Consider the following 7,981-nt stretch of genomic DNA (forward strand, 5'->3'; position numbering starts at 1 on the left):
GATGTGTTTTACTGCTTTTGATTTAAAAATGTATCTATGGAATCACGGACTTGTGGCACGGATAATCCAACAATGACTTGAATACTCTTGTTATTTCTTACCACACCGTGGGCTTCCCCATATTCTTTAAAATACATGTCATCTTCTACTTTATTTGGGTCATGTACTGTAACACGTAAACGCGTTGCACAATTTGTAACATCTTCTATATTTTCTGTACCACCAAGACCTTGGAGATAGATAGCTGCTTTTCGTTCATATTCATTGTTGTATTTTTTTTCTGCATGAGCTACGTCGTTTTCAGATTCTGCTTTACTTGCTTTATAGTCTTGTTTGGTGTACAGCTTTGTTTCGCCATTGTCTTCCTTTTCTCGACCTGGCATTGGAATATCAAACTTCAAAATTAAAAACTTAAAGGTATAGTAATAAATGACAATGAAGAGGATTCCAATGATAAATTGAGCCATGTACACACCCCAATGGTCCCCCATAAGCGGTACCCAGTTTGTTGCGGCTATTTCAATTAATCCGCCACCCATATTACCAACTAGACCAAATCCATGCATAATCGTAACCATAGTTGCTCCAAGAACTGCATGAAGTGCAAATAAGTATGGAGCAATAAATAAGAATGTAAACTCAAGTGGCTCAGTAATACCTGCAAATACAGCGGTTAACGCTGCTGCAAATAATAATGCACCAACTTTTTTACGCTTTTCTGGTTTTGCTGTATGATAAAGCGCAAGTGCAATACCGATGGAACCAAACATTTTGATGTTTCCTTGTAACAAGAAGCCACCACCTGGGAAGAGATCATTTAATGCATCAGTAGACTGTGAATATTCTGTTAAATGAGAGATCCAATACGACTTCATACCACCGTCAACCACTGCTGGTCCATATTCAAATGGTGTATAAATAAAATGATGTAGCCCCGTCGGAATTAAAATTCGCTCCAAGAAGTGAAACAGCCATACACCGATATAACTGGACGAAACTAAAAAGTCTTGTAAAGATGCAATACCATTTTGCACCATTGGCCAAATCCAGCTTGTAAGAAAAGCAAGTGGAATCATTAAGAAGAAAGAGATCATTACTACGAATGGTCCACCTTGAAAAATCCCAATGGATTCTGGCAATTTCTTTTCATAATACCGATTGTGTAACCAGATAACGAGCGCAGAAATAAAGATGGCACCGATAATGTTCGTATCTAATGTTTTAATACCAACAATTTCTTTTAATCCGCTTGTACCACCAACTTCACTAGCAAAGTCGACACCGAATGCTGGCCCCCAAATCGTTAAAATGCCGTTAATAAAGTAGTTAAACATTAAGTAACCCATGACAGACGAAAGAACAGCACGACCTGGCGCTTTCTTTGCCAGAGATATTGGAAGCCCAATAACAAATACAAGCTCCATTTGATTAAATACGGTCCAACCACCATTTTCGATTAATGTCCAAATTTGGTACCATAGTCCATCTGGGTTAGCCAAATCTCCCATGACAGCCTCATTTTTGAACAATGTTGCCAAACCTACCACTATACCAAAAAATGGAAATAAGAGCACTGGTACAATCATGGCACTTCCAAATCTACGGATTGCATTCATACATATACACCACCTATTTTTTAGTAAAATAACAAATGATAACCTATTCTTTTTAAAACGTAGCTTATCGCCGCGTTTAAGAGTAAAACGCTGTTGATTTTTGTACGATACACTTTAAAAGCTTGATATTTTCCTATAAAGTAAAAAACTTCTTCATTAACTTTTTATACTTGAATACCTCCTCGACACTTTTATACCTTTTCAAGGAATGCTTCAACAGTTAATCTTACATCATACGAAAAATGAAATAATAAGGAACAAAGGCGCAAGCGCCCGTTCAGCAACGTAGCGACTGGAACGAATCAACTAAAGTTTTAGGAATCATGCTCCTGCAACAGGAGTATGCCGGCGCCCTCCGGCAAGCCCGTCTTTAGTCGGCCTTTCTATTTAGAACGAACCGATGATGACTTATCGTAGGGCGATTTCGTGAAGTCGCCTAGTTGCTGGGCGCTGGAGCCGGACGTGGCTAAATAACTTAGTAAGTTTATCCACAGCTGCTAAATTTTATAATTTCCTAGACGATGAAAAAGCTAACAAATGAATGTTCCATTTTTTTGATGTCGCTTTCATTTGTTAAGTTAAGTATAGAAGGGCGCACGCATTCATTCAATAGGTTTAGAGGGTTTAGGGAAAGCGTTACCATTTATGAACGCGTTTTCATAAACTGGGAATTTTCCCAACTGAACAACATAGAAAACGTTTTTTCCTCTTTCCATGATAATTAGAACATGCTGTCGTTTTTAGCAACTCGTGAGTAATTGTGAACTTCGAATAACTATCTTGTGAACTTCAGCGACTTCATTGTGAACTTCGAGTAACTATCTTGTGAACTTCAGCGACTTTTCATGAAACTCAAGCGAAATTATGATGAACTTCAACAATTTTCTTTCCTTGGTTGCCAATCAAGTGGTTCTTATCCTATAATAAGAACAAACGTTTTGCATTTAACGGATTCGTATAACTTGGCTTATACTATAAAACCTTTCCTATAACATAAAAAATTTAAGGAGCTACTATGATGGCAAAAGTAAAGATTGAAAATCCAAATATCGATATCGATTTACCTGCCGCCTCTCTTCAAGATATATTTGAAAACGAGGACCCTTCTCTACGTCATTGCACAATTTCTACTTGCTCTGCTGAAATAAAAAACTATGATCGTACAGACTTTTCACAAGTCGTATTTAAACAGGTCAAATTAAATGGTTCCTCATTCAAAAACGTAGAATTAACAGACGTTATTTTTGATCACTGTGATCTATCCAACGTAGATTTTTTAGGGGCGATTATTCATCGGGTAGAATTCAAAGACACAAAGATGGTCGGAGTGAACTTAGCCGACGCCACGTTAAGAAATGTGCGTTTTGAAAATAGTATCATGCATTTAAGCTCTTTTAATTATAGTAGTCCGAAACAGATCATTTTTGATCATTGCTCTTTAAAAGGTACGGACTTTTATGCATGTAAATTTAATAAAGTTCAATTCCAGCACTGTGATATAAACGAAGTCAATTTTTCGCAAACGCCACTAAAGAATGTAGACCTGAGTAATTCTACTTTTGAAAGATTAATTGTCTCTTTAGACGAACTGGAAGGTTGTATTATTTCTTCAGAACAGGCAGTAGCATTTGCCGCAATGTTAGGTTTAAAAGTAAAGGAATAGGGGGAGTGTCAACAGAATTCTGTTTGTTTAAGAGTAAATAAGAGCTTGTTGTTGCTATAAAACAACATTTTTGCAAGGTGAAATTCCCTTTTGATTGTTTCCACTTTACGTTCTTTTTCGTTGCACATAGCCTTGATTATAAACGATAGAAGTTTACAAATCCGTTAAAGCGAACAAGAATTATCCTCCTAGCAAAAGAATGTTATACTGGAAATAATCAAAGCTTAGGTAGGAGTGTCCGATGAAACTAGAAACATTAATTAATAAAAATTACGAAAAATTAAACAAAAATGACCTGCATGTTCTCCAATACATACTGAGCCATCGGGAATCTTGCTATGATTTAAGTATTGTCGAATTAGCAAATGCTTGTTTTGCCTCTCGTTCATCCATTCATCGCCTAACGAAGAAACTTGGCTTTAGTGGCTATAGTGAATTTAGGGTTTTTTTAAAGTGGGAAGGGAAAACAAAACATCCAACAGATGACCTTATGGAGTCATTCCATTCAGATGTAGCGCAAACGCTAAAGAACTTGGATTCCGTTGATTTTGATACTATTAGCAAGTTATTGTACCAAGCAGGGAGAATCTATATACATGGCACAGGAACCGCTCAACTAATGTGTGCCAAAGATTGTCAACGTATGTTTTCTATTATTGAGACATTTATTATCCTTATTCACGACCAAGTGGAATTCGAAGCGATGTATAGGGGGATGCAGGATACGGATGTGGTCCTAATTATTTCATTATCTGGTGATACACCAACGCTGATTCCAAATATTAAACAGCTAAATGCCAAAGGGATTGATGTCATTACAATCACTAATTTAAAAAATAATAAACTCGCACAAATGTCCCCTAACAACATATATGCCACAACAACGCCTGGAGCAACCAAGGAGGGAACAGAAATCACTTCATTTGTCCCGTTCTATATTGCTATTGAAATGATGTACCGTAAATTTATTGAGTACAAGGAAAAACAAGAAGAAATAAACGATGTATAGCCCAATCTAAAGGTTTTTCACCTTTAGATTGGGCTTTTTTTATATACTTAATAAGTAACTCAAGGATATTTTTTTATAGTACAAAACGCAGATTTAGATGCGAAATCCTTTACTTTACCTATTTCTTGGGCAATCAACTTTGTAAATTACACTTTAGAGAAGAACCCTTCCGGCTATTTTGAGTGGTCTCCCTGTATTGTTTCCAAAAAAATGAACCTACTTTCTTGATTTTAACAATTGAAGAATAGATATAATCACCATAATTAATATAATTGGTACGATAAAGATTAAATCCACTCTAATAACAGCTCCAACTTCTGTTTTCGACCACTGCCATACATAATATTCCCATACCATCCAACCGATGATTAAAAGAATGGTAACTACTTGGGTCTTTGTAATTTTTTTCAATATATTAAATCCTTTCAGATCATATTTTAATTAGTAAACAAATAGTTAACTACTAATTAACCTTACCTAAATAGTAGTAATATTAATAGCACTAACCAAAAAGGGTGTTTTTTAAACAACTTTCCCAATACAGTAATGTTGTGGGTTTCACATGTTTTATTTAGCATCAAAAATGACCAAGTAACCTTTTTTGTATATGATAACCTTAAAACATTATACAACACTTTACACAAGATATAAATATTAAAAACAAAAATTTTTAAGCTTTTAATAGGATAAAGCTATTCTCTTACTACAAATTATAAAGGAACTGTTAAATATCTATAGAATAAATGTGGAAGGCAAAAGAAGGATCTTTTAATGGGTTTACTGATGTGAACAAAGCCTTGATCGTTTTTGCAATTAAGAATGCTAAAACCTACGCCCCCGGCAGGATTCGAACCTGCGACACACGGTTTAGGAAACCTACCAAGTATATTTCAGTTGATGTTAGTTAGTACCAGAATACTTTTGCAATAATGGTTGACACAGCTTTAGAATTTACGTTCAACAAATTATTTTAGTTCATTTCGCTTACCACGTTACCAAAAGTGTGACCACCATTAAAGCAGGCTCTATTAAAGATTAGTTAGGGATTCCCGAACAAAGCTGTTAGATTTAAAAAGCTACATTGATCAAACAATGTAATAAAGCAACCATCCTATAAACTTCCTCCAAGAACATAAGTTATTTGTCGATTATTGTCTAATGGAATATATTGCATAATAAGGTAATATTTTGTTATCGTTAGATTATTAGGATGGTCTAAATAATATCCTAGTAAAATAGATAAGGAATGGAGGTTGCTTAAAAGGAAAACACCTAAGAAAACACATACAAAATATTTTAGACTGAGAGGGTGCATAATTAATGTTTAAGAAAATAATATCGTCAACACTAGCTATTTTTATTCTGTTTTCATTTTCTGTCAGTATTTCTGCTACAGAAAGCAATAGAGATAAGACTTTAAATTCGTTAAAAGCTCAATTAGAAGCTATAGAGGAGATTGGTGATACTAATCAAATTAAAGAGTATAAAGACAAATCACGTAAGTTAATTAATAATAATGAAGTCAATCTGAACGCTGAAAATATTAATTACGATAATAGTCGCTTAGTAAAATTTAAAAATACTCAACAGAAAGCGCTTGTTCTCCAAGTAAGTTCTAATGACTCAACTTATCACGAGATGAGTAACTTTGCAATTTACTTTGATTCAAACAATAATGTGTTAGCTACAACTGAATTCTTAGTAAGTGAATCAAAAACAGGTACTTTTAAATTTGATTACTATATTAACGATAACAAAGAATTTACTCAAGTTTCAAAAGAAAAATTTTTCACTGAGAAGGAATACGAAAACAGTAAAATTACCCCTGCTGTTGATTGGGATGGCTTTTTGAAATGCATGGGTATTACTGGAGCTCTAGTAGGTCCTTTACAAGTTGCTTGTACTTCAGCTTGTGCAATTCCAGGAGTAGGAACAGCAGTATGCGTAGGTTGTATCGGGGTAACTATTGGTTTGCCTTCTGGCTCTCTAATAGGATGCCTAACATCTAATTGGTAAGTTATTGACTCAATAGACAAATTATTTATGCTACTATTTTAATTAAGTGGAGGGTAGATTTATGAAGAAGTTATCACAGAAACTAGTTTTTATTATTCTTAGTCTTGCGTTAGTTTGTGCCAATGGTTTTCTAAATGTAAAAAGCACTTATGCTGCTGAATCTAATAACAATCTTCAACAGAAATTTGAAGAAACAATGGATTCAGTTACTGAAATAGAAAATAAAGAAGCTAAAGCAAAGTATAGAACATTAACTACTAACCTAATTAAAAAAAATAATTTAAAAATAAATACTAGCATTATTGATCACAATAATGCTAAGGTATATAAAACTAAAAACAAGGAGTATACAGTTTATACTGCGCAAATAAAAAGTCCAAATACAAAGTTTCATGAAATAAGTAATTTGACGGTATTTTATGATAAAAACAATAAAATAAAAGACTATTTAGAAACTCAAGTCAAAGAATCAAGTAAGGGTACGTTTCAAATTAGTGCTTTTCTAAATGGAAAGGAAGTTTTTAATGAAATAACAGATGATGAATTCACTACTGCTGAAGCAAATTCCCAAAATAATACTGGCGTTAAACCTTACGGGGTGAACTTTGGAAAGATAGCTGACTGCTTAGGACTATCTTTCAGTGTAGCTGCTGGATTAGGTGCTGTCTGCGGCACTGTATGCGTTGCTACGGCCGGAACTGGTTGCGCAATTTGTATTGGCGCATACCTCGGGTTCGATGTATCTTCTGTAACTGCTTGTGTCGTTGGTGGTGTAGTTTAAAATAGCCTTAAAATAAAGGAAGGTTCATTTGGATAAAATTTTAATATCAACTTTTTTATTAGCTTTAATAATTGTAACTTTCCTTGCAATTGTTAATAAACAATACAGAAAAGGAGAGATAGGGGAAGCATTGTCTTTTTTTATGCTTTCTGGAACCTCAGTTTATTTCGGTTCAGCTCTCCACTCTGCTTTAACTATATTATTTTTTATCATTTCTCCTATTTTGGCTCTGATAGGTCTAATGTTATTAGTAAAAGCGAGAAAGAATAGAAACATTTACAAAAAATATTAGCTGTAAATATTAACCTATCCCTCAAAAAACGCTGAAATTGTGAGAATAAAAAACCTCATGCTACTAAAATAATTAGCAATGGGGTTTTTTAGTGTTTTGTCTCCTCCATAATAAAGTAATCATTATTTAGCTTTCCTTCAAGTTACTTTAAGTCATTAATAAGCACCCAAGAGATAATGCCACCAAGTAACACACGATCTGATTTAACCTGTTTAACCGTGTATGAGTTACCCTTAACAAAGTCAGCAATCGACTCACCTGTCGCAAATGTGCTTGCGGATTTTTTGACTGTTACTTTTTGTCCTGGCTTAAATGATTTTGGTTTTGGCTTGCTGGATGCGCCGGAACCACCTACATCTGATTTATATACCCACGAATAAATTTCCTTGAGCAGCACCTTATTCCCCTTTATTTGCTGTACGGTGTAGTTTTTACCCTTAATGCTAGACGGTATATTTTCACCAGTAGCATATTTTTCCGCTCCCTTGCTTAGATACACCTTACTGCCAACTTTTATGGATTTAGTAGAGCTTTTGCTACTAGAAGAGTTCGACTTACTGCCAACATCACTCTTTTTGACCCATGAATATAACTCTTTAAGCAA

At 34.5% G+C, this 7,981-nt stretch carries 8 protein-coding genes; 5 read left to right on the top strand and 3 right to left on the bottom strand.

The window, feature by feature from the left end; translation table 11 throughout:
- Window positions 1–8 precede the first annotated feature (8 nt).
- Window positions 9–1,616 (bottom strand): alpha-glucoside-specific PTS transporter subunit IIBC, encoded by a 1,608-nt coding sequence (locus BUB45_RS15440; RefSeq protein ID WP_073011696.1) that lies wholly within the window; start codon window positions 1,614–1,616, stop codon window positions 9–11.
- A gap of 1,018 nt (window positions 1,617–2,634) precedes the next feature.
- Here BUB45_RS15440 and BUB45_RS15445 point away from each other — a divergent pair.
- Together BUB45_RS15445 and BUB45_RS15450 are read left to right on the top strand one after the other, a co-directional pair.
- Entirely contained in the window at window positions 2,635–3,279 is a 645-nt protein-coding gene (locus BUB45_RS15445) for a pentapeptide repeat-containing protein (protein WP_073011698.1), read from the top strand.
- A 241-nt stretch (window positions 3,280–3,520) separates the two neighbouring features.
- Complete coding sequence (locus tag BUB45_RS15450) at window positions 3,521–4,288, top strand: MurR/RpiR family transcriptional regulator (protein WP_073011701.1); 768 nt, start codon at window positions 3,521–3,523, stop codon at window positions 4,286–4,288.
- 216 nt (window positions 4,289–4,504) lie between these two features.
- Here the strand turns inward: BUB45_RS15450 and BUB45_RS15455 are convergent, their stop codons facing one another.
- Entirely contained in the window at window positions 4,505–4,699 is a 195-nt protein-coding gene (locus BUB45_RS15455) for a hypothetical protein (protein ID WP_073011703.1), read from the bottom strand.
- A 909-nt stretch (window positions 4,700–5,608) separates the two neighbouring features.
- Here BUB45_RS15455 and BUB45_RS15460 point away from each other — a divergent pair.
- The 3 genes from BUB45_RS15460 to BUB45_RS15470 all read left to right on the top strand — a co-directional run bounded on the left by BUB45_RS15460 (window position 5,609) and on the right by BUB45_RS15470 (window position 7,377).
- Entirely contained in the window at window positions 5,609–6,304 is a 696-nt protein-coding gene (locus tag BUB45_RS15460) for a hypothetical protein (RefSeq protein ID WP_073011706.1), read from the top strand.
- A 61-nt stretch (window positions 6,305–6,365) separates the two neighbouring features.
- On the top strand, window positions 6,366–7,085 hold the full coding sequence (locus BUB45_RS15465; RefSeq protein WP_073011709.1) for a hypothetical protein: 720 nt from the start codon (window positions 6,366–6,368) through the stop codon (window positions 7,083–7,085).
- 28 nt (window positions 7,086–7,113) lie between these two features.
- The gene (locus tag BUB45_RS15470; protein WP_073011712.1) at window positions 7,114–7,377 is read left to right on the top strand and encodes a hypothetical protein; all 264 of its coding nucleotides are present in this window, start codon (window positions 7,114–7,116) and stop codon (window positions 7,375–7,377) included.
- A 142-nt stretch (window positions 7,378–7,519) separates the two neighbouring features.
- On the opposite strand, the gene BUB45_RS15475 is transcribed toward BUB45_RS15470, so the two are convergent.
- A partial coding sequence (locus tag BUB45_RS15475; protein WP_342068362.1) for a hypothetical protein occupies window positions 7,520–7,981 on the bottom strand: 462 nt, incomplete at its 5' end.

The organism is Virgibacillus chiguensis (assembly GCF_900129865.1).
GTDB lineage: Bacteria > Bacillota > Bacilli > Bacillales > Amphibacillaceae > Virgibacillus > Virgibacillus chiguensis.